Below are 20,641 nucleotides of genomic sequence, written 5' to 3'. Positions count from 1 at the left end.
ACCCTGATCAGGGTCGGCGGCCGATCGCCGTTTGCGCGCCGGGTGCTCAGTGCGGCTTGCGGGGGTCGTGCGGCTTCGGGCGGTCGTCCCCGTCGGAGCCGGGCTTGCCGGGCGGCGGGCCGGGCTTGGGGGCGGACGCGTCGGCCTCGTGGGCGGCGTCCCCCTCGTCCGGCCGGAGATCGTCCGCTGCGGGGCCCGAGGAGGCCGTGGGGGAGCCGTTGACGGGCGCTGTGGAGGACCCGGCGGCGTGGGAGCCGGAGCGGCGGTGCTGCGCCCCGTCGGCGGGGTCGCCGGGGTTTGCACCGGTCGGCGGCTCGACCAGCCACTCGGGGTTGCTCTGGCGCCGCCACCACTGCCAGGCCACGACACCGCTGCCGATCGCCACCACGCCCGCGACGGCGAGGCCGGTGGCCCAGCTGTTGTGCTGCTCCTTCTTGAGGTTCTTGGCGGCGAGGTCGCTGATCTCGGCGGCCGTGACGTGGCCGTGCAGGGCGGTCAGGGCGGCGGCCCCGCGGGTCTGGGCCTCCTGGGCGACCGGGAGGACGGCGGCCCGGGCGTCGTCGACGGCCTGGGACACCCGCGGGCCCACGGTGGTCCTGGCCTGGGTCGCGGCGCGGTTGGCCGAGAGCTTGGCGGCCAGGGCGGCCTCCTGGGTGCGGTGGAGGGCCTTCAGGGCGTTCTGCTGGGCCTCCGGCGGCAGGCTGGCGAAGGCGTGGCCGAGCTGAGGGGCGATGTGCTTGTCGTACTGGACGCGGACGCTGTGAGCGGCCTGGGAGGCCTTCGGTCCGAGCGTGTCCAGGGCGGGGCCCAGGCGCTGCTTCGCGCCGTCCGCGAGGTTGGCTGCGGTGTCTCGGGCTGAGTCCAAACGGGTCACGAGATCTCTCCTCCTGGTGGCGTCCTTTATGCACATATCCACCTGAATGCTGATCATGCATGCTGATTTGTCCGGCGGCATGTCGGGGTGGGCCGTCCGGCGGCCGCGGGGCGGCGGGGTTCGCGGTCCCCGGCGGCGGCGGTGGGTTCGCGGCCCCCCGGCGGGGGGCGGACGGACGGCGGCGGGGTAGGAAGGGAGTGGTGGGATGATGGACGGAACGCGCGAGAAGGGGAACCCGATGCTCCCGGACGAGCCAAGGCCGCCGGCCGATCGGACGCCTGGGCCCGAGGGGGCCGGGCTAGCGCGGTGCTACCGGCACCCGGAGAAGGAGACCGGGATCGGCTGCACCCGCTGCGGCCGGCCGATCTGCCCGGAGTGCATGGTGAGCGCCTCGGTGGGCTTCCAGTGCCCGGAGTGCGTCAGCGGCGGGCACCGCGAGGCGCGGAAGGCGACCACCCGATTCGGCGGCCAGCCGAGCGCCGACGGCGCGCTGGTCACCAAGATCCTGATCGGCATCAACCTGGCGGTCTTCCTGCTGGCGGCGTACGTCGTCGGCAAGCCGCTCGCCGACGAGCTGTCGCTGTTCAGCGCGAGCCCGCGGTTCACCGGGTACCCGTACGGCGTCGCCGCCGGGCCGTCCGAGTGGTACCGGCTGGTCTCGGCGGTGTTCCTGCACACCGCGGTCTGGCACATCGTGATGAACATGCTGGCGCTCTGGGTGATCGGCCCGTCCCTGGAGCGGGCGCTCGGCCGCAGCCGCTACCTGGCGCTCTACCTGGTGTCCGGGCTGGCCGGCAGCGCGCTGGCCTTCCTGGTCAACGGCGACCTGATGAACTCGCAGGGCGCGTCCGGGGCGATCTTCGGACTCTTCGGTGCCACCGGGGTGCTGTTCCGCCGGACCAGGACGCCGCTCGGCCCGGTGGTGGCCCTGCTGGTGTTCAACCTGATCGTCACCTTCGCGGTGCCCGGCATCGACCGGCTGGCGCACCTGGGCGGGCTGGTCGCGGGGACGCTGGTGGCGATCGGGCTGATGTACGCGCCGCGCGAGCGCCGCGGCCCGGTGCAGGCGCTGACGCTGGCCGGGATGCTGGCGGTGGTGCTGGGGGCGGTCCTGGTGGGGATGGCCCGCTTCGGCGGCTGAGCGGGTGGACGGGCCGGCGGACGGGGCTCGGGCCGTCCGATTTCCACAGCGGGTGCCGGGTTGTGCACAGGCGGTTGGGCGGACACTCCCCGGACGGCTGTTCTACGCGCGTCCTGCTGTGCGGTTCAATTCCGGAAGCAGGGGAGTGCCGGGCTGTGCACCGGGTGCCACGGAGAAGTTATCCACAGGATGGCGGCACTTTTCCCCAGTGTGGATAACCATGTGGACAAGCTGACGGTATGACTGTGCGGCCCGGATATCGGGCCGCCCGCATTCCCGCGCAACCCCCGCCGGGCATGCCGCGGGGCCGTCCCGGAAACCCACTCCGGGACGGCTCGGGAATTCGCCCGGGCCTTCAGCGGCCGGGCGTCACTTCCACTGGGTGGAGACGCCGAATCCCGCCGCGATGAAGCCGAAGCCCACCAGGATGTTCCAGTTCCGCCAGCTCTCCACCGGCCAGCTGCCGCTGGTCACGTAGTAGGTGACGATCCACACCAGCCCGACCAGGAACAGCGCCAGCATCAGCGGGGCGACCCAGCTGCGCCCGGAGCTGATCTTCACCGTCGCCACGGTCGGCGGGGTGTAGTCGGACTTCTTGCGGAGTCGAGACTTCGGCACGAGGAGCTCTCCTGTCGATGCGCTGTAAGACCGCGCAGGGGTCCAGCGGAGGTGAGGCGGGGCGTGGCAGCCTGTGTGGACCGAGCCCGCACATGCCACCGGCGTCCGTTAGCGTAGTGGCTCTTCGGGTCTGAAGGAGATAAGGGTACGGTGCCTAATTTGTCGATTCCCCCTCAGTCGGCCCGCACGCGTCCGTCCGGCACCCGAATTGTCGGCCGTGCCCTGACCTGCACCGTCTTCGCGCTCGCCGGTCTGCTCTTCTACATCAGCGCGCAGACCGCCCGCGGCACCGATCTGCGGACCGACGACTCGCTGCTCAGCCTCAGCGACGTCATACGCCAGCGCAGCTCGCAGAACCAGCAGTCGCAGTCCCAGCTCGCCGATCTGCAGGCCCGCGCCCAGGACCTCACCGAGCAGCAGGGGCAGAGCCCGGACGAGGCCGCCCGGCTCGGCACCCTCCAGCAGGCCGCCGCGCTGCAGCCGCTGACCGGGCCCGGGCTGACCGTCACCCTCAACGACGCCCCGCCGAACGCCACCGCGCGCATCCCCGGGGTGCCCGAGCCCGGCGTCAACGACCTGGTCATCCACCAGCAGGACATCCAGGCCGTGGTCAACGCGCTCTGGCGGGGCGGCGCCGAGGGCGTCCAGGTGATGGACCAGCGGCTGATCTCCACCAGCGCCGTCCGCTGCGTCGGCAACACCCTGCTGCTCCAGGGCCGGGTCTACTCCCCGCCGTACGTCGTCAAGGCGGTCGGCGGCACCGGCGCGCTGCGGGCCTCGATCGACGCCGACCCGACCATCCGCAACTACCTGGGGTACGTCCAGGCCTACGGTCTCGGCTGGAAGGTCCAGGAGAGCGGCGACCTGGCGCTGCCCGGGTACACCGGGACGGCCGACCTCCGGGCCGCCAACGGGCAGTGACCGCACGGCGGGCCGCCGGCGGCGGGGGCCGGCGCGCGGCGCGCGTAGCACAGCGGACGGCGGGGCGTTCGGGCCGCGGTCACCCGGTCTACTCTTGACCCCAGCCTTTCACCTTCGAGGGAGCACCATGTACGGCTGGATCTGGCGTCACCTGCCGGGGAACACCCTGGTCCGAGCCATCGTCTCGCTGCTCCTCGTGGTGGGGATCGTCTACCTCCTGTTCACCTACGTCTTCCCCTGGGCGGAACCGCTCCTCCCCTTCGGAGACGTCACCGTGGACGGTGAGGGCGGCGGCGGCGAAGGCGCCGTCGGCTGACCGCCCGGCCCTGCTCATCCACCCAGTTCCCGCAGCCCACCGGAGACAGCCGAGCATGACCCCGCCCCGCATCCTGGTCGTCGACAACTACGACAGCTTCGTCTTCAACCTGGTCCAGTACCTCTACCAGCTCGGTGCCACCTGCGAGGTGGTGCGCAACGACGAGGTGACGGTCGAGCACGCGGTGCGCCGCGCGGGCGACACCGGCTTCGACGGGGTGCTCCTCTCCCCCGGCCCGGGTGCGCCCGAGGAGGCCGGGGTCTGCATCGAGATGGTCCACCACTGCGCGCGGATCGGGCTGCCGGTCTTCGGCGTCTGCCTCGGCCTGCAGTCGATCGCGGTCGCGTACGGCGCCGTGGTCGACCGGGCGCCCGAACTGCTGCACGGCAAGACCTCCCCGGTCGAGCACGAGGACGGCGGCGTGTTCGCCGGCCTGCCCTCGCCGCTGATCGCGACCCGCTACCACTCGCTCGCGGTCGAGCCGGCCACCGTGCCGGACGAGCTGGTGGTCACCGCCCGCACCGCGAGCGGCGTGATCATGGGGCTGCGGCACCGGGAGCTGGCGGTCGAGGGCGTGCAGTTCCACCCCGAGTCGGTGCTCACCGAGGGCGGCCACCGGATGCTCGCCAACTGGCTCGTCGAGTGCGGCGACGCACAGGCGGTGGGGCGCTCGGCCGGCCTCGCCCCGGTGATCGGGCGGGGCTGAGCGGCGTGACCGCGGTGCGCCCGGAGGGGCGCCACCAGCCGGGCGCGGCGGACCCGTACGACGGGGCCGCGGGCCACGGCCGGGCCCCCTACGGTGCCGGGTCGCACCCGGTGGGCGGATCGGACGACACCTGGGGCGTCTACGACGCGGCCGGGCCCGACGAGCTGCCCGAGTACCCCTGGCTGGCCGACCAGACGATGCAACTGCGCATCCTGCAGCTGCCCGCGGACACCGTCGCGCCGCCGACCGGCGGGCGCGCCGAGCGGCGCCGGGCCGCCCAGGGCCGGACCAGGCTGCGTTCGGGCTCCGGCCGGCGCCGGGCCGGCCGCGGGGCGGAGGCCGGAGGGAGGGGGCGGCCCAAGGAGTCGGTCCTCGTGGTGGCCGCCCGCTCGGTCGGCGAGCTGTGCATCACGCTCGGCGTGGTGATGCTGCTGTTCGTGTCGTACCAGCTGTGGTGGACCAACGTGCAGGCCAACAGCGTGGCCGACGGGGCCAGGGACCGGCTGGAGCAGGAGTTCGACGCGGCGGCGGCCCAGCCGGCGCCGGGGAAGCCGAACCCGGACCCGGCCAAGCCGGAGGCGTTCGCGCCGGGCAAGGGCTTCGCGATCATCCACCTGCCCAAGCTGGGCCAGAACTTCCCGATCGCCGAGGGGACCTCGAAGTCCCAGGTGCTCGACCGCGGCCTGGTCGGCCACTACTCCGGTACCGGCATGCCCGCGGACAAGGCCGGCAACTTCTCGCTCGCCGCGCACCGCAACACCCACGGCGAGCCGTTCCGGCGGATCAACCAGCTCGGCAAGGGCGACCGGATCGTCGTGGAGACCGCCACCGCGTACTACACCTACGAGGTGACCGGCAACATCCCGGAGACCCCGCCGTCCAACATCAGCGTGATCCAGCCGGTCCCGAAGGGCGCCGGGTACAGCGGCCCGGGGCGCTACATCACGCTGACCACCTGCACCCCGGAGTACAGCTCCAAGTACCGGTTGATCGTCTTTGGCAAGATGATCGAGGAACGGCCGCGCAGCCAGGGCAAACCCGATGCGCTCAAGGCCGGGTGACACCCGCGATCCACGGAGGGGGCAGGACGTGAACCGGACGCCGGAGGACCGGGCCGACGAGCCGGCCGAGGAGGCGTTCCCGCCCCCGCCGGTGCCGGCGCCGGTGCGGCGCCGCCGCGGGCGGGCGCTGGCCGCGCTGGGGGTCTTCGGCGAGCTGCTGATCACCCTCGGCCTGGTGCTCGGCCTGTTCGTCGCGTACTCGCTCTGGTGGACCGACGTGCTGGCCGACCGCTCGGCCGCCCGCGCCTCGGACGCGCTGCGCGGGACCTGGGCGGCCGCGGCGCCCGCCGCTCCCCCGTCGCCGGGCGTCCCGGCCCCGTCCGGCGAGCCGGTGAAGCCGTACGCGGCGGGCGAGGCGGTCGGGTTCCTGCACGTCCCGGCGATGGGCCGGGACTACCAGGTGCTGATCCGGATGGGCACCGACCCCGGCACCCTGGCCGAGGGCGTCGCGGGGGTCTACGAGCAGCCGTACCGCTCGGCGATGCCCTGGGAGGCGAACGGCAACTTCGCGCTCGCCGCCCACCGGGACGGGCACGGCGCCAAGTTCCACGACCTGGACGCGGTCGGCCGGGGCGACGCGATCGTGGTCGAGACCAAGGACAAGTGGTACGTCTACCGGGTCGACAGCACCCTGGCGGAGACCTCCAAGTACGACACCGGTGTGGTCGCGCCGGTCCCCAAGGGCTCGGGGTACACCGCGCCGGGGCGCTACATCACGCTGACCACCTGCACCCCGGTGTACACCTCCCGCTACCGGATGGCGGTCTGGGGGAGCCTGGTGCGGGTCGACGACGTGGACGCGAAGCGCACCCCGCCGCCGGAGCTGCGCCGCTAGGCCGGGAACGGCCGGGGGAACGCCCGGGAACGGCCGAGGGGCCGTCCGCCCCGCTCGCGCGGTGTGCGGACGGCCCCTCGGCCTGTCGTCAGTTGTTGCCGCCCCGCGTGGGGGAGGGCGAGTCCGGCTTGTCGTTCGAGGCCGGCCTGGTCATCAGGTTGACGGTCTGACCGGGCTCCATCGTGGTGCCGGCGCCGGGCATCGAGCTGATCACCACGGCGTTCGGGTCCTGCGGGCCGAGCACCACCGCGTAGTTCAGGTTGAGGTCCTTGAGCTGCTTGCTCGCGTCCTTGAGGAGTACGTTCTGCAGCGGCGGGACGGTCGGCTTCTCCTGCGCCTTGTAGATCGTCAGGACGATCTTGGTGTTCGCGGTGACCTTGCTGTTCGCCGGGACGGACTGCGAGGCGACCGTGCCCACCTTGGTCGGGTCGGTGGCCGCCGTGGTCTTGGAGGAGTCGACCTGGAAGCCCAGGCCCTGCAGGGTGGCCTCCGCCTCCTCCTTGGTCTTGCCGACCACGCCCGGGACCTGGATCTTGGCCTTGCCCTGGGAGATGGTCAGCTTGATCTTGGCCTGCGGGTCGGCGGGGGTGCCGGCCGCCGGGTCCTGGGCGAGGACCTGCTCCTGCGGAACGCTTTCGTCGTCCTTGTACTCCGGCTGCCCCACGTTGGTGAAGCCGGCCTCCTGGAGCGCCTTCATGGCGGCGTCCTTGGTCATGCCGGTCACGGTCGGCATGTTGGCCTTGGCCGGGCCCGAGGAGATCCGGACGGTGATGGTCCCGGCCTCGGCGACCGGGCTGCCGTTCTGCGGGTCCTGGGAGCAGACCTGGTCCTTCTTGACGTTGGTGTCCGGGCAGGCGATCTTCTCGCCCTCGGCCACCACCAGCTTGCCGCCGCCGGCCTGGACGGCCGCCTTGGCCTCCGCCAGCGTCTTGCCGACCAGGTTGGGCGCGGTGACCTTGGCCCCGCCGCCGCTCTTGTCGCTGTTGCTGTTGAACATCGCCTGGACCACGAAGAAGGTGCCGACCAGGACCAGCACGGCCGCGACGCCGAGCACGATCCACGAGGTGCTGCTCTTCTTCGGCGGCTGGTCGCCGCGCCGGCCGGCGCGGCCGTAGCCGTCGTCGCCACCGCCGCCCTGGCCGCCGTAGGTCTGGCCGTAGCCGTCGTCCTGGTAGCCGCCCTGCTGGGCGTAGCCGGGCTGCGCGCCCACCTGCGGGAGGACGGTGGTCGGCCCGCCGGCGCCGCCCGGCTGCTGCGGCAGCACGTTGGTGGCGCCGTACGGGTCGTGCTGCTGCGGGTAGCCGTTCTGGTCGTAGCCGTAGCCGGCGCCCATGCCGTACGCGGCCTGCTGGGCGGCGGCCACCGGCAGGCCGTCGAGGAAGCGCTCGATGTCGTCGCGCATCTCGTCGGCGCTCTGGTAGCGGTAGTCGCGCTCCTTGGCGAGGGCCTTGAGCACGATCGCGTCGACCTCGGGGCGCACCTCGGGGTCGAAGACCGACGGCGGCTGGGCCTCCTCGCGGACGTGCTGGTACGCCACCGCGACCGGGGAGTCGCCGACGAACGGCGGGCGGACGGTCAGCAGCTCGTAGAGCAGGCAGCCGGTGGAGTAGAGGTCGGAGCGGGCGTCGACGGTCTCGCCCTTGGCCTGCTCCGGGGAGAGGTACTGGGCGGTGCCGATGACGGCCGAGGTCTGCGTCATCGTCATGCCGGCGTCGCCCATCGCGCGGGCGATGCCGAAGTCCATGACCTTGACGTTGCCCTGCCGGGTCAGCATCACGTTGGCGGGCTTGATGTCGCGGTGGACGATGCCCGCCCGGTGCGAGTACTCCAGCGCCTGGAGGATGCCGATCGTCATCTCCAGCGCGCGCTCGGGCAGCAGCCGCCGCCCGGAGTGCAGCAGCTCGCGCAGGGTGGACCCCTCGACGTACTCCATCACGATGTACGGGATGGAGATGCCGTCGATGTAGTCCTCGCCGGTGTCGTACACGGCGACGATCGCGGGGTGGTTCAGCGAGGCCGCCGACTGCGCCTCGCGGCGGAAGCGGGCCTGGAAGGACGGATCGCGGGCCATGTCGGCCCGGAGCGTCTTCACTGCGACGGAACGGCCGAGCCGGGTGTCATGGGCGAGGTACACCTCGGCCATGCCGCCGCGTCCGAGGACGCCGCCGAGCTCGTACCTGCCGCCTAGGCGACGAGGCTCTTCCATAGTTCCGACCCTCTCCCTCACCCGCCGGTGAGGTTGTGACGTAGGTGTCCCCGCACGCTCTGAGTGACGCCGCTCCGCCCGCGATGGTTCTGCGGCCGGGGCCCCGCGAGGCCCGCGGGCGGACAACGGGCACACCCGCTGCTTGCGGATACGCTACCGGTCGCACCGTTCGCGCTCGGAGTCGGCCGCAGGCCGATACCAGACCGGTATCGGGACGGGGGTGCCGATCGTGACATTCACCGCACTTGCGACGCGGGCGACCTACTTCCCGAGCGCCGCCTGCATCACCTGCTTGGCGATCGGGGCGGCGAGCCGGCCGCCGCTGATGCCGTCGCGGTTCTCCATGCCGTCCTCGACCACGACCGCCACCGCGACCGTGCGGCCGTCGGCGCCCTTGGCGAACGAGGTGAACCAGGCGTACGGCAGTCCGGCGTTGTTCTCGCCGTGCTGGGCGGTGCCGGTCTTGCCGCCGACGGTCAGGCCGGGGATGCGGGCGTTGCGTCCGGTGCCCCGCTGGCTCTCCACGACGGAGACCATCATCTCCTGCAGCTTGGCCGCGGTGGCCGGGCTGATCGGCTGGCCGAGCTGCTTCTCGCTGTGCTTGGAGATGGTGGTCAGCGTGGCCGAGCGCTCCTCGGCGACCAGGTAGGGCTCCATCAGGACGCCGTTGTTGGCGATCGCTGCGGAGACCATGGCGACCTGCAGCGGGGTGGCCCGGGTGTCGTGCTGGCCGATCGAGTCGAGGGCCGTGCCGTCCTTGCTGGAGTTGCTGGGGAAGACGCTGTTCTCGGCCCGGACCGGGACGTTGACCGTCTTGTTGAAGCCGAACTTCTCGGCCTGCTCCCGCATCTTGTCCTTGCCGAGGTCGGCGCCGATCTTGCCGTACACGGTGTTGCAGGACTGGTCCATGCCCGACTTGAGGGTGGCGTTCTCGCACTCCTCGTGCGGGCTCTCGTTCTTCAGCTCGAAGTTGGTGCCCGGCAGGATGTACGGCTCCGGCGTGTCGGTCACGTCGTCGATGTTCTTGTAGAGGCCGTTCTCGAACGCGGCGGCGGCGGTGACCAGCTTGAACGTCGAGCCCGGCGGGTAGGTCTGCCGGAGCGCGCGGTTGAGCAGCGGCTTGTTCGGGTCGGCCTGGAGGCCGGCCCAGGCCTTCTGGTCGCCGCCCTCGCTGCCGGCGAAGGTGCCGGGGTCGTAGGACGGCGTGGAGACCAGGGCCAGGATGGCGCCGGTGCGCGGGTCGAGCGCGACCACGGCGCCCTTCTTGTTGCCCAGGCCCTCGTACGCGGCCTTCTGGACCTTGGCGTCGATGGTGGTGACGACGTCGCCGCCGCGCTTCTGCTCCCCGGTGATCATGTCCAGGGTGTTGCGGAAGAACAGCCGGTCGTCGGTGCCGGCCAGGACGCCGTCGTGCAGGGACTCCAGCTGGCTGCTGCCGAAGGACTGCGAGGAGTAGCCGGTGACCGGGGCGTACATCGGGCCGTCGACCCAGGAGCGCTTGTACTTGTAGCGCAGGCCGTTGACGAAGTCGGAGTTGGTGACCCGTTCGCCGCTGACGATGATGTTGCCGCGCGGGTAGGCGTAGCGGTCGAAGGTCTCGCGCTTGTTGTACTTGTTGCTCGCCCAGGACTCGGCCTGGACGCCCTGGACCCAGTTGGTGCGCACCATCAGGGCGAGGATCAGGACCAGGCAGAAGATGGAGACCCGGCGGATCGGCTTGTTCATCGGTCGGGTCCCCCCTGGTTCTCGGTGGCCGGGGCGGGTTCGGCCCCCGGCCGGCGGGCGCTGTCGCTGATCTTCAGCAGGATGGCGATCAGCGCCCAGTTGGCGACCACCGAGGATCCGCCCTGGGCCATGAACGGCATGGTCATACCGGTCAGCGGGATCAGGCCGGTGACACCGCCGGCGACCACGAAGACCTGGAGGGCCAGGGCCGAGGAGAGGCCGACGGCGAACAGCTTGCCGAAGGGGTCGCGGGCGGCGACGGCGGTGCGCAGGCCGCGCTGGACCATCAGGCCGTACAGCATGAAGATCGCCATCAGGCCGCAGAGACCGAGCTCCTCGCCGAACGAGCCGAGGATGAAGTCGCTCTTGGCGGCGAAGCCGATCAGCCAGGAGCGGCCCTGGCCGAGCCCCTCGCCGGTGACCCCGCCGGAGCCCATGCCCATCAGGGCCTGGCCGATCTGGTCACTGCCGCAGTTCCTCACCACCCCGGCTTCCGCGGCCTTCGCCGCGCAGTCGAAGGCGGACATCGGGTGGAGCCAGGCGTCGATGCGGACCTTGACGTGGCTCGCCGTCGAGGCGACCGCGATCGCACCGCCGATCGACATCAGCAGGCCGAAGACGATCCAGCTGGTGCGCTCGGTGGCGACGTACAGCATCACCACGAAGAGGCCGAAGAACAGGAAGGAGGAGCCGAGGTCGTTCTCGAAGATCAGGATCAGCAGGCTGAGCAGCCAGATCACGATGATCGGACCGAGGTCGCGCCCGCGCGGGAGGTAGAGCCCCATGAAGCGGCGGCTGGCCAGCGCCAGCGCGTCCCGCTTGACCATCAGGTAGCCGGCGAAGAAGACGGTCAGGATGATCTTGGCGAACTCGCCGGGCTGGATCGAGAACGTGCCGAAGCGGATCCAGATCTTGGCGCCGAAGTCCTCTTCGCGGGCCGGGAAGAAGGCCGGCGCCGCGAGCAGCACCAGGGCCACCGCCATCGAGATGTACGTGTAGCGCTGCAGGATCCGGTGGTCCTTCAGGAAGACCATCACGCAGAGGAAGAAGGCGATGCCGAGACCCGACCACATCAGCTGGTTGGGGGCGGCGGGGAAGTTGTTCCGCAGCAGGCCCCCGGCCTTGTCCAGGCGCCAGATCATCACCAGGCCCAGGCCGTTGAGCAGGGTGGCCAGCGGCAGCAGCAGGGGGTCCGCGTACGGCGCGAAGCGGCGCATCAGCAGGTGCGCGACGAGGGCGAGCGCCCCCATGCCCAGGCCGTAGCCGAGCATGCCGGCCGGCAGCGACCCGTCCATCGCCAGGCCCACGTTGGCGTACGCGAGGACCGGCAGCAGCACCGCGAAGGCCAGCATGGCCAGCTCGGTGTTGCGCCGGTTCGGGGCGCCCTGCGGGGAGATCGTGGTGTTGCCCCGGCGCCGGGACGAGGCGCGGTCGCCGGGCACGCCGCCGGGGCGGCGCTCGCCGGATTGGCTGTTGGGGCCGCTGCTCAGGTCGAAGGTGCTCACGTGATGGCCGCTCCCTGCCGGCCGACGGGCCCGCGCACGGGCCTGTCTCTGGTCGTCACGGCTTGGGGCAGGAGTCGGCCTTCTTGCGCTCCTCCTCGGTCAGGCCGGGCAGCTCGCCCTGCTGGCCGGTGGCCGGGGCCTCCGCGGTCTGGCTGGGTGCGGCCGTGCCGGGCGTCTGGCCCGGGGTGACCGGGGTCTGGCCCGGGGTCGGGGTGCCCGGCGCCGCCTTGCCGCCGACCGAGGGGGTCGGCGAGTTGGCCGCCTTGAACCCGGCCGGGGCGACGGTGGTGCTGGGGGCCGGGGTGGGCGAGGTGTTCTGCTGACCGCTCTGGCCGGCGGCGCGTGCGTCGGAGACCCGCTTGCAGAAGCCGGCCTCCTCGCCGAGCTTCTTGGCCTTGCCGTCGGCGTCGCTCAGGCTGCTGGCCGCGATGGTGCCGTTGAGGTTGCTGCGCTGGTCCTGCGGGAGGTACTTGACCTCGATGTCCTTGTAGCGGGTGTGCACCGAGGACAGGCTCAGGCCGGCCAGGCTCTGGTTGATGCCCTGGAAGACCGCGACGTTGTCGCCGTCCACGCCCACGTAGTAGTGGCTCTGGGTCCAGCGGTAGCCGAAGAAGCCGGCGCCGCCGAGCAGGCCGAGGGTGACCAGCGCCACCAGCGACAGCTTGAGCGCCTTGCCCTTGCGCTTCGGGCGGTCCTCGTCGTCGAAGTCCTCGGTGCCGTACACCGCGGGATCGCCGGAGCCGTACCCGCCGCCGTCCTGGTAGCCCTCCGCGGGGCCGAAGCCGGACGCGGCGGCGGCGCCGTAGCCGCCCTCGTAGCCCTCGGCGGGGCCGAAGGCGCCCTGCGGGCCGCGCCCGAGGCCGGCCGCCCGGCCGGCCGGGGTGTCGCGGATCGACCGGTCGGCGGCGGCCGAGGACGGCGGGGTGTCGGCGACCGCGCCGACGACCACCGGGACGTCGTTGAACTGGCCGCTGAGGGTGTCGGTGGCGCCGACGTCCAGGACGTCCGCCACGATGCAGGTGATGTTGTCCGGACCGCCGCCGCGCAGCGCGAGCTGGATCAGCTCCTGCACGGTCTGCTCGGGGGAGTAGTAGCTCCCGAGGGTGTCCTGGAGGGTCTGGTGGCTGACCGGGCCGGAGAGGCCGTCGGAGCAGATCAGGTAGCGGTCGCCGGCCCGGACCTCGCGGATCGACAGGTCGGGCTCGACCTGGCCGCGGCCGTCCAGCGCCCGCATCAGCAGCGAGCGCTGCGGGTGGGTCTCGGCCTCCTCCGGGGTGATCCGGCCCTCGTCGACCAGCCGCTGCACCCAGGTGTGGTCCTGGGTGATCTGCACCAGCGAACCGTCCCGCAGCAGGTAGGCGCGGGAGTCGCCGACGTGCACCAGGCCCATCCGCTGGCCGGTCCACAGCATCGCGGTGAGGGTGCAGCCCATGCCCTCCAGCTGCGGGTCCTCCTCGACCATCTGCCGGAGCCGGTCGTTGGCGCCCTGGACGGCGTCGCCCAGCAGGGTCAGCAGGTCGGCGCCCGGCACGTCCTCGTCCAGGCGGACGATCGAGCCGAGCACCTCGGAGGACGCGACCTCACCGGCCGCGGCCCCGCCCATGCCGTCGGCCACGGCGAGCAGCCGCGGGCCGGCATAGCCGGAGTCCTCGTTCCCCTCCCGGATCAGTCCCTTGTGGGAGCCGGCGGCGAAGCGCAGCACCAGGGTCATGCGACCTGAGCCCCCCTCTGGGTCATGGACGGGATGCTGTCCCTCATGCGCTACTACTTCCGCAGTTCGATGACGGTCCTGCCGATACGGATCGGCATGCCCGGCTGGAGCGGGGTCGGCGCCGTGAGGCGCTGCCGGTCCAGATAGGTGCCGTTGGTGGAGCCTAGATCCTCGACCGTCCACTGCCCAGTCTGATCCGGATAGATCCTGGCATGACGGGAGGACGCGTAGTCGTCGTCCAGCACGATGGTGGAGTCGTGCGCGCGGCCCAGCGTGATGGTCTGGCCCTGCAGCGCGACGGTGGTCCCGGCCAGCGAGCCCTGCACCACGACGAGCTGGGTCGGGGCGCCCCGGCGGCGTCCGCCGCCCTGGGTCTGCGGCCCGGGGCCGCCCTGCTGCGGCTGCGCGGTGCGGGCGGGCGCGGCGGCCGCCGGAGCGGGCGCGGCCGTGCTCGCGGCGGCGGCGCCCCGGCGGGAGGACCGCGGGTTCACCCGGGTGCCGAACAGATCACTGCGGATCACCTGGATCGCGACGATCACGAACAGCCACAGCACGGCGAGGAATCCCAGCCGCATGACCGTCAGGGTCAGTTCTGACATGGTGGCCCGCTCTACCCTTCGACCTGTCGGTAGACGATGGTGGTGGAGCCCACGACGATTCGCGAGCCGTCGCGGAGCGTAGCGCGCTGGGTGTGCTGTCCGTCCACCACGATGCCGTTGGTGGACCCCAGGTCGAGCACCATCGAAGGGGTTCCGGGCCGGATCTCGGCGTGCTTGCGGGAGACCCCGGGGTCGTCGATGCGCACGTCGGCCTCGGTGGAGCGGCCGAGCACGCAGGCGTTCCCGGTGATCTGGTGCCGGGCGCCGTTCACCTCGATCCAGCGGCGCACGGAGGTGCCGTGGCCGGCGCCGGGGAACGGGCGCACGTTGCCGCCGGCGGGCGCGGGCGGGCCCGGGGGCACGGTGGGGGGCGCGGCGGGCGGCGGGGGCGTGCCGTACCCGGCGGCGCCCTGCTGCTGCCACGGTGCGCCGGGGGCGTTGGCGGCCGGCGGGCGGCCGTAGCCGGGCTGGGCCTGCGGCGGCTGCCCGTGCGGCTGCGGGGCCGGCGGGGCGGCCTGCTGGGCCTGGAGCTGGGGGTCGTCGGCGGCGAGGGTGCGGCTGCGCACCCGGTACAGGCCGGTGTCGAGGTCGTCGGCCTTCTCCAGGTTCACCTGGAGCGGGCCCATGAAGCTGTAGCGCTGGGCGTCGGCGTACTCGCGGACCATGCCGGCGAGCTCGCTGCCCAGCTGGCCGGAGTAGGGGCTCAGGCGCTCGTAGTCGTGCGGGCTCAGCTCGACGATGAAGTCGTTCGGCACGACGGTGCGGTCGCGGTTCCAGATGCTCGCGTTGTTGTCGCACTCGCGCTGCAGCGCACCGGCGATCTCCACGGGCTGGACCTCGGACTTGAACACCTTCGCGAAGGTGCCGTTGACGAGACCCTCAAGTCGCTGCTCGAACTTCTTCAGCACTCCCATGGGGCACCCCCTTCCAGGGTTCGTTCGCCTGCCTGCCGGCCGGATCCGCGGAATCCGGTCGCGCCTACTTGCGGTACTTCCGTACTGATCGTATCCACGCCGGGCCCATCCGTACGGTTCCCGGACCGTGTGGTGCCCGGGGGTGGGATCGGCCACACGGGGTCGCCGCTGCCCACGGCAGCATGCCAGGGCTACCCGCCGGACGGGGGGCGCATCCCTCGCTCGCCTGTTCGCCGGGCAGCCGTTCGGATGCGCTCGGCCGCCCCGGGGAACGGATTCGGAGCCCACCCGCAGGTCGTGCTACTGTTTTCCACGTCGGAAGGGGCGCCCGAGAGGGTGCGGAACGGCGAACCGCGAGTGCCACATGGTAGCGAGCGGGGCGGCGGTCGGCTGGCAACTACGACAAACACCCATGCGCGGGTGGCGGAATAGGCAGACGCGCTGGATTCAGGTTCCAGTGCCCGAAAGGGCGTGGGGGTTCAACTCCCCCCTCGCGCACAGCGAAGCCCCGCAGATCTTCGGATCTGCGGGGCTTTCTCGTTGTCCGGCCGCGACGCGACCGTGCGCGCCCCGCCGTGCGTCCGTGCGCCGGGCGCGGACGAACGCGGCGGCGGTCAGACCCGGTGGGCCGGGAGCTCGGCGCGGACCTCGTAGCCGCCGTCCGGGGTGGGGCCCGCGCTCAGGGTGCCGCCGAGCAGCTGGGCGCGCTCGCGCAGGCCGACCAGCCCGTGCCCGCCGCCGGGCAGGGTCTCGGCCGGCGCGACCGGCGGCGGCCCGTTGCGCACCCCGACCACCAGCCGGCGGCCCCGGGCCAGCACCCGGACCCGGACCTCGGACTGCGGTGCGTACTTGGTGATGTTGGTCAGCGCCTCCTGGACCGTCCGGTAGGCGGCCCGCTCGACGGCCTCGGACCAGGGGGCGTCGCCCGGGTCGAGCTCGGTCTCGGCGGCCAGCCCGCTCTCCGCGATCAGCCGGGGCAGGTCGGCCAGGGTGGGCTGCGGGGCGAGCGGCGCCCCCGGGCGGTGGCCGGCGGCGCGCAGCACGCCGACCATCTGGCGCAGCTCCTGCAGGGTGCGGACGGACAGCTCGCGGATGGTGCGGGCGGTCGCGGCGGCGGCCGGGTCGGCGGTGGACACCTGGAGCGCGCCGGCCTGGATGCTGATCAGGCTGACCTGGTGGGAGACCACGTCGTGCATCTCGCGGGCCAGCCGTCCGCGCTCGCTGACCAGCACCCGCTCGGCCAGCAGCCGGCTCTCCCGCTCCTGGTGGCGGGTCAGCTCGTCCAGCCGGGTGGCCAGCTCCCGCCGGGTGCGGGCGAGCAGACCGGTGGCGGCCGGGCCGGCGGCCAGCATCACGCACTGGATGGCGTAGAGCGCGGTCTCCCGGCTGAGCTCGAAGATCTCCTCGGGGATCGGCCAGTGGAAGAACTCGACCAGGGCGAACAGCACGGCGCAGGGCACCACGACGCGGCGCTCGGGGCGTTCGGCGGCCACCGTGTAGACGGCGGTGATCGGGGCCAGCCAGATGTCGTCCAGGTAGCTGCCGGGCATGGTGAGCAGCAGCACCGTCACCGGGAAGCGCCGCCGCCAGAGCAGCACCACGGCGGCCAGCACCGACAGGCAGACCTGCCACCACGGGGCGTCCCGGGCGACCAGCGCCGCGTCCAGCAGGGAGTAGGCGGCGGGCAGCACCAGCATCAGCCAGGGCGCGGTCCACCACGGGCGGGGCCGCCCGGGGGCGGGGTCGAGCTCGGGGTCGGCCGGGGTCATGCCCGGTCTTGCGGCTTCGGGCGGACCAGGCCCGCCCGGTGGGCGATCACGGCGGCCTGCACCCGGTTGGCGGCGCCGAGCTTGCCCAGGATGGCGCTGATGTGGTCCTTGACGGTGCCGGTGCCGAGGAACAGCCGGTCGGCGATCTCGGCGTTGGACAGGCCCTCGCCGAGCAGGGCCAGGACGTCCAGTTCGCGGCCGGTCAGGGTGCGGGCGAGTGTGGACGCCTCGGCGTCGGGGCCGCCGCCGTCCACGTAGCCGCCGATGACGGTGCGGGTGACGGTGGGCGAGAGGATGTTGCCGCCGGCCGCCAGCACCCGGACGGCGTGCACCAGCTGGTCCGGGGCGGTGTCCTTGAGCAGGAAGCCGGTCGCGCCGCCGCGCAGGGCGGTGCCGATGTACTCGTCGGTGTCGAAGGTGGTGAGCATCGCCACGGCCGGCGGTTCGGGCAGGGCGCGCAGCCGGCGGAGCACCGAGATGCCGTCGAGGTCGGGCATCCGGATGTCGAGCAGCACCACGTGCGGGCGCAGCCGGCGGACGTACTCCTCCGCCTGGCCGCCGGAGCAGTCGCCGACCACCTCCAGGTCGGGGGCGGAGCCGACGATGAGCCCGAGGCCGGACCGGACCAGGATCTCGTCGTCCACGATCAGCACACGGGTGGGGGTGATGGTCCCTCCTCGGTTCGGGCGGCCGGGTGGGGGCCGCTGGGTGATTCGAGCCTAGGGCCTCCGGAGCGGCCGGGTCGGACGGGGCCGCCGGAGGTCGGGGGCCCAACCCCCGCCGAACGGCGGGGGTGTGAATCCGCAAGCGGGTTCACGTAATTCTCATCTTCGATGGGGAAGCATGGGACGAGGCAGCTTCCTGTCGGGACGTGTGCGGATGCGCCCCACCATCTGATCGTTTGGAATTGAGCCGTGTCGTCCACTGTGAAGTCGGAGCCGTCCGCCGTGCCCTCCCGGCCCGCTCCGCTGCTTGAGCGGCTGAGTCCCAGGGCGGCCGCGGCCACCGTCTGGTACCTGCGGCTGCTCGCCCTGCTGAACCTGGTGACGGTGCTCCTGGTGCCGTTCCGGGACCAGGTCGAGACGCACAACGAGGGCGAGTACTTCACCCCGTACCTGCTGACCGCCGGGCTGAGCAGCGTCGTGCTGTCGGTGTTCCTGGCGGTCGCGATGCGGCGGCGCAAGCGGGCCGCGTGGATCTTCAACCTGGCGCTGGCCGGGCTGTTCGCGGTGCTCTACCTGGTCGCCATGTCGTGGCCGGGCGAGCGGTTCAACGACCACCCGCTGAACTGGATCTCCACGATCCTGACCTGCCTGTTCGTCCTGGCCCTGCTGATCGGGCGCAGGGAGTTCACCTCCAAGGGCGACCGCTCCAACCCCAAGACCGCGGTGGCCACCTTCCTCGGCGGCCTGCTGTTCGGCGGGTCGGTCGGCGCGCTGCTGGTCGGGCTGAACAACAGCCTCACCGGCGCCGACTTCTGGGACCTCTTCCGCTACTCCATCGCCCGGATGGTCACGGTCGCCCCGTCCGAGCACCTGCGCTCGGTGATCCTCGCGCCGACCTGGGTCAACGCCACCATCAACGCGATGGGTGCGGTGCTCTTCCTGCTGGTGCTGTACGTGGCGTTCCGCAGCCCGCGGGACACCGAGCTGCTCACCGCGGAGGACGAGGAGAAGCTGCGCGGACTGCTGGCCAAGCAGGGCGAGCGGGACTCGCTGGGCTACTTCGCGCTGCGTCGGGACAAGGCGGTGATCTTCTCGCCCAGCGGCAAGGCGGCGGTGACGTACCGGGTGGTCGGCGGGGTGTCGCTGGCCTCCGGCGACCCGATCGGCGACCCGGAGGCCTGGCCGGGGGCGATCGACGCCTGGCTGGCCGAGGCCCGCGAGCACGCCTGGGCGCCGGCCGTGATGGGCGCCTCCGAGGAGGCCGGTGTGATCTACGCCCGGCACGGGCTGGACGCGCTGGAGCTGGGTGACGAGGCGATCGTCGAGCTGGACGAGTTCTCGCTGGACGGCCGGGCGATGCGGGTGGTGCGCCAGGCGTACAACCGGGTCAAGCGGGCCGGCTACACGGTGCGGATCCGCCGGCACGAGGAGATCCCCGAGAGCGAGATGGCCGAGCTGGTGGCCAAGGCCGACCAGTGGCGCGACGGCGCGACCGAGCGCGGCTTCTCGATGGCGCTCGGCCGGCTCGGCGACCCGGGCGACGGGCGCTGCGTGATGCTGGAGTGCCACGACGGCGAGGGCGAGCTCAAGGCGCTGCTGAGTTTCGTGCCGTGGGGCGAGGACGGGCTGTCGCTGGACCTCATGCGCCGGGCGCGGGACACCGAGAACGGGCTGATGGAGTTCATGGTGATCGAACTCCTGCAGCGGGCCGGCGAGGTGAATCTGGCGCGCGTTTCGTTGAACTTCGCGATGTTCCGCTCCGTTTTCGAACGGGGTTCCCGACTGGGGGCCGGGCCGGTGCTCCGGCTGTGGCGTTCCGTCCTCGGATTCTTCTCGCGCTGGTGGCAGATCGAATCGCTGTACCGGGCGAACGCCAAGTACCGGCCGATCTGGGAACCGCGCTACCTGCTGTTCGAAAAGAGCAGTGAGATCCCGCGGATCGGAATCGCGAGTGCGCGTGCGGAGGGCTTCATCACCGCGCCGAGTCTGCCCGCTCTGTTCCGTCGCCGACACCCGGGCACCGCGGTCGCGGGCCCCGGGGTGCCGACGGCGGCGCGGGGTGGGAAGGGCTGACCCTCCGCCGGGGGGCGGAGGGGAGCCGGTTCCGGGGGGTCCGGATGGGGGTGTTCTCCGAGTTCCCCTCCCCCTGGAGGATGACGCCGGTCCGTCTTCCATGCCGATGTGCATTCCCGGGGCCGCTCCTAATGTTGAGGTGGTTCGGGAAATCCCGGGGCGTTCGGGGAATTTGGAGAGAGACTGTGATTCGCAGGACCCACGCGGGGGGCGTGCGAAAGCGGCCGATGGCGATCGCCAGGTCGGCGGCTGTCGCGGAGTGGGGGCCCCTGTACGGCATGGTGCGCGAACGGGTGGTGCACCGGAAGTTCGCCGCCTTTCCACTGGCGACCGTGGCGACGCTGCTGATCCTGATGTTCAGCATCGTCCAGCACCTGCCGGGCGGCGAGCAGTTCGTCACGAGGATCGGGGTGGTGAAGGCCGCGCTGCCGCTGGAGGTCTCGCTGCTGCGCACCCCGCTGTCGCTCTACGTCCCGGCGCTGGACCTGCCGGTCTGGGGGGCGCTGGCGCAGGTGTTCGTGGTCTTCGGGATCGCGGAGGTCGTGCTCGGCCGGCGGATGACCCTGGTGGTCGCCTACGCCTGCACGCTGGCGGGCACCATGTTCGCCCGGGTCGGGGTGATGATCGGCCCCGAGCACCTCTTCGGCTTCCCCGGGTGGGTGGCGCACGTACGGGACACCGGTCCCTCGGCGGCCGTGGTGGGGCTGGCGATCTGCATCGCCTTCCGGGCCAGGGCGCGGTTCACCGGCGGGCTGGTGGCGCTGGTGATGATCGGCGAGGCTGTGGTGCTGCCGAACCTCGCCGGGCTGGAGCACGTGGTCGCGCTGGTCGCGGCGGCGCTGATCGCCGCCTCGGTGGAGGTGTTCGGCGACTTCTGGCCGCGGGTGCTGGCCGGGGTCCGGGCCGCGACGACGGTCGCGGCGCAGGCGTCCCTGGAGGTCGCCGCGGAGGCCCGCCGCCGGGCGTCGGCGGGCGCCGCGATCTCCTGAGCACCCGTCGGCG

Annotated in this window: 18 protein-coding genes and 1 tRNA gene; 9 read left to right on the top strand and 10 right to left on the bottom strand. The window is 72.3% G+C overall.

The genetic code is table 11. From position 1 onward, the window contains the following. Window positions 1-46 precede the first annotated feature (46 nt). Window positions 47-874: a DUF5324 family protein gene (locus ACWGB8_RS22435; RefSeq protein ID WP_452215319.1), complete on the bottom strand. Its 828-nt coding sequence runs from the start codon at window positions 872-874 to the stop codon at window positions 47-49. A gap of 208 nt (window positions 875-1,082) precedes the next feature. On the opposite strand from ACWGB8_RS22435, the gene ACWGB8_RS22430 reads away from it, so the two are divergent. Then, window positions 1,083-2,015, top strand: coding sequence for a rhomboid family intramembrane serine protease (locus ACWGB8_RS22430; RefSeq protein WP_452215323.1), 933 nt, complete (start codon window positions 1,083-1,085; stop codon window positions 2,013-2,015). Window positions 2,016-2,384: 369 nt separating this feature from the next. Here ACWGB8_RS22430 and crgA read toward each other — a convergent pair whose 3' ends face one another. Further along, on the bottom strand, window positions 2,385-2,633 hold the full coding sequence (crgA, locus tag ACWGB8_RS22425) for a cell division protein CrgA (RefSeq protein ID WP_452215318.1): 249 nt from the start codon (window positions 2,631-2,633) through the stop codon (window positions 2,385-2,387). Between the two features lie 159 nt (window positions 2,634-2,792). Here crgA and ACWGB8_RS22420 point away from each other — a divergent pair, with 159 nt between their 5' ends. The 5 genes from ACWGB8_RS22420 (at window position 2,793) to ACWGB8_RS22400 (ending at window position 6,472) form a co-directional block, all read left to right on the top strand. Then, window positions 2,793-3,554 (top strand): DUF881 domain-containing protein, encoded by a 762-nt coding sequence (locus ACWGB8_RS22420; protein ID WP_452215317.1) that lies wholly within the window; start codon window positions 2,793-2,795, stop codon window positions 3,552-3,554. Window positions 3,555-3,681: 127 nt separating this feature from the next. After that, the gene (locus tag ACWGB8_RS22415; RefSeq protein WP_452215316.1) at window positions 3,682-3,870 is read left to right on the top strand and encodes a hypothetical protein; all 189 of its coding nucleotides are present in this window, start codon (window positions 3,682-3,684) and stop codon (window positions 3,868-3,870) included. A gap of 55 nt (window positions 3,871-3,925) precedes the next feature. Then, window positions 3,926-4,576 carry an aminodeoxychorismate/anthranilate synthase component II gene (locus ACWGB8_RS22410; RefSeq protein ID WP_452215315.1) on the top strand — a complete coding sequence of 217 codons (651 nt, stop codon included), beginning with the start codon at window positions 3,926-3,928 and terminating at the stop codon, window positions 4,574-4,576. A 5-nt stretch (window positions 4,577-4,581) separates the two neighbouring features. Beyond that, entirely contained in the window at window positions 4,582-5,637 is a 1,056-nt protein-coding gene (locus ACWGB8_RS22405; protein ID WP_452215314.1) for a class E sortase, read from the top strand. A gap of 28 nt (window positions 5,638-5,665) precedes the next feature. Then, window positions 5,666-6,472 (top strand): class E sortase, encoded by an 807-nt coding sequence (locus tag ACWGB8_RS22400; protein ID WP_452215313.1) that lies wholly within the window; start codon window positions 5,666-5,668, stop codon window positions 6,470-6,472. Between the two features lie 88 nt (window positions 6,473-6,560). Here the strand turns inward: ACWGB8_RS22400 and pknB are convergent, their stop codons facing one another. The 6 genes from pknB to ACWGB8_RS22370 form a co-directional block, all read right to left on the bottom strand. Beyond that, window positions 6,561-8,678 (bottom strand): Stk1 family PASTA domain-containing Ser/Thr kinase, encoded by a 2,118-nt coding sequence (gene pknB / locus ACWGB8_RS22395; RefSeq protein ID WP_452215312.1) that lies wholly within the window; start codon window positions 8,676-8,678, stop codon window positions 6,561-6,563. A gap of 261 nt (window positions 8,679-8,939) precedes the next feature. Beyond that, window positions 8,940-10,403 (bottom strand): peptidoglycan D,D-transpeptidase FtsI family protein, encoded by a 1,464-nt coding sequence (locus tag ACWGB8_RS22390; protein ID WP_452215311.1) that lies wholly within the window; start codon window positions 10,401-10,403, stop codon window positions 8,940-8,942. Then, a complete protein-coding gene (locus ACWGB8_RS22385) occupies window positions 10,400-11,845 on the bottom strand; it encodes an FtsW/RodA/SpoVE family cell cycle protein (protein ID WP_452215322.1) in 1,446 nt (481 codons plus the stop codon). The genes ACWGB8_RS22390 and ACWGB8_RS22385 overlap by 4 nt, the downstream gene beginning before the upstream one ends. Window positions 11,846-11,963: 118 nt before the next feature. Then, window positions 11,964-13,619, bottom strand: coding sequence for a protein phosphatase 2C domain-containing protein (locus tag ACWGB8_RS22380; RefSeq protein ID WP_452215310.1), 1,656 nt, complete (start codon window positions 13,617-13,619; stop codon window positions 11,964-11,966). 53 nt (window positions 13,620-13,672) lie between these two features. Continuing rightward, the gene (locus ACWGB8_RS22375; protein ID WP_452215309.1) at window positions 13,673-14,218 is read right to left on the bottom strand and encodes an FHA domain-containing protein FhaB/FipA; all 546 of its coding nucleotides are present in this window, start codon (window positions 14,216-14,218) and stop codon (window positions 13,673-13,675) included. 11 nt (window positions 14,219-14,229) lie between these two features. Beyond that, on the bottom strand, window positions 14,230-15,132 hold the full coding sequence (locus tag ACWGB8_RS22370; protein ID WP_452215308.1) for an FhaA domain-containing protein: 903 nt from the start codon (window positions 15,130-15,132) through the stop codon (window positions 14,230-14,232). A 414-nt stretch (window positions 15,133-15,546) separates the two neighbouring features. On the opposite strand from ACWGB8_RS22370, the gene ACWGB8_RS22365 reads away from it, so the two are divergent. Next, a tRNA-Leu gene (locus tag ACWGB8_RS22365) sits at window positions 15,547-15,630 on the top strand. A gap of 116 nt (window positions 15,631-15,746) precedes the next feature. Here ACWGB8_RS22365 and ACWGB8_RS22360 read toward each other — a convergent pair. Both ACWGB8_RS22360 and ACWGB8_RS22355 read right to left on the bottom strand, forming a co-directional pair. Next, the gene (locus ACWGB8_RS22360; RefSeq protein WP_452215307.1) at window positions 15,747-16,901 is read right to left on the bottom strand and encodes a sensor histidine kinase; all 1,155 of its coding nucleotides are present in this window, start codon (window positions 16,899-16,901) and stop codon (window positions 15,747-15,749) included. Continuing rightward, on the bottom strand, window positions 16,898-17,548 hold the full coding sequence (locus ACWGB8_RS22355; RefSeq protein WP_452215321.1) for a response regulator: 651 nt from the start codon (window positions 17,546-17,548) through the stop codon (window positions 16,898-16,900). The genes ACWGB8_RS22360 and ACWGB8_RS22355 overlap by 4 nt, the downstream gene beginning before the upstream one ends. Before the next feature lie 300 nt (window positions 17,549-17,848). Between ACWGB8_RS22355 and ACWGB8_RS22350 the strand changes: the two genes are divergently transcribed. Next, window positions 17,849-19,639, top strand: a complete 1,791-nt coding sequence (locus ACWGB8_RS22350; RefSeq protein WP_452215320.1) for a phosphatidylglycerol lysyltransferase domain-containing protein — start codon at window positions 17,849-17,851, stop codon at window positions 19,637-19,639. A gap of 227 nt (window positions 19,640-19,866) precedes the next feature. Next, on the top strand, window positions 19,867-20,628 hold the full coding sequence (locus ACWGB8_RS22345) for a hypothetical protein (protein ID WP_452215306.1): 762 nt from the start codon (window positions 19,867-19,869) through the stop codon (window positions 20,626-20,628). Window positions 20,629-20,641: the final 13 nt, after the last annotated feature.

The organism is Kitasatospora sp. NPDC054939 (assembly GCF_053610105.1).
Note: the sequence above shows the minus strand (reverse complement) of the source record. Positions and strands in the feature narration are given on the sequence as shown.